General features: G+C 32.4%; 1 protein-coding gene. It reads right to left on the bottom strand.

Annotation, left to right across the window (positions count from 1 at the left end):
* Positions 1–33: 33 nt before the first annotated feature.
* Positions 34–945, bottom strand: coding sequence for a transposase (locus D0T51_RS12195; RefSeq protein ID WP_239056828.1), 912 nt, complete (start codon positions 943–945; stop codon positions 34–36).
* Positions 946–1,078: the final 133 nt, after the last annotated feature.

Here is a 1,078-nt window from a genome sequence, read left to right as displayed (position 1 = left end):
ATGCGAATCAGTAGTTGATACTGATTCAATTGTTTAAAAAATTAGATAAATAAAAGCGATGGCGATTTTACCCATCGTATGTACTAAAAGTCCAGAAGTAGATCTGGTTTTATGCGCTCTTTGAATATTTGTTTTTTCATTCAACCAGTTAAAGAAAGATTCTATGGGTTGTCTAACTTTAGAAACAGCATGTGAGAATAAATCGTCATAGGCTTTGTTTTGTTGTTTTTCTTGTTGTGACATCCCTTTAATAGCTTTAACAGGAGTATACATTTCTATTTGTTGAGTTTGTTTTTTCTCTTGACTGAAATATTCAAAATTAGAGTATATTTTGTCTGCGAATATTTTACGATTAGAAATAGTATCTCCCCAAGCTTGTTTAAAGACTGTCAAATCATTATCCTGTGCGGGTGTAAGTATCAAACTTTCAGGAAAAGGGATTTTCCCTTCCTGTCTAAAAGTTAAAGCATGAAGTTTCATTCCGTAGTAATATTGATTTTTCGTTGAACAGAATCCTTTGGATGTAATCTGGGGAGCCACTTTTCCTACTCGATTACGACCAGTGCAGGTCATAATAGGATAAGAATCAACTTGAGAGATATCCAATAGGCACTCTTGTGGTATGAATGTATTTATCAACTTCTCTGATAACACCTTAAAAGCCTCTGAGAGACGATTAACCCGTAGGTTAAAAGTCTGATATGAGGGCAATAGAGGAAACCAGGAAGAGAGATATTCTGATGCAAACAGATGTATGTCTTTTATCAGGAAATACTTTTGACAATAGCCTGCAAACAGGTAAATTGTTATTATTTCCTGATCCGTAAATACAGGTTTTGAATTATTACTATATCTTTGACAGTAATATTTCAGTTCGCTCTCGTATAAATCACAGATATACATATAAATTTTTATCAGTTTAAGCTCTTTCTTCTTGGGAATCATAACTAAAGAAATGTGTGGTAATATTCCTTTAAGTTAATGATTTCCAGAAGATTGAATAAATATTCAACGCGCTTGTTTTATTGATAATTAATATTTTAACAAAATAATCTGCGAACAGTTTCAACTACTGATT

It is taken from the genome of Parabacteroides sp. 52 (genome assembly GCF_010500925.1).
In the GTDB taxonomy this organism is placed as follows: Bacteria; Bacteroidota; Bacteroidia; order Bacteroidales; family Tannerellaceae; genus QVMG01.
Note: the sequence above shows the minus strand (reverse complement) of the source record. Positions and strands in the feature narration are given on the sequence as shown.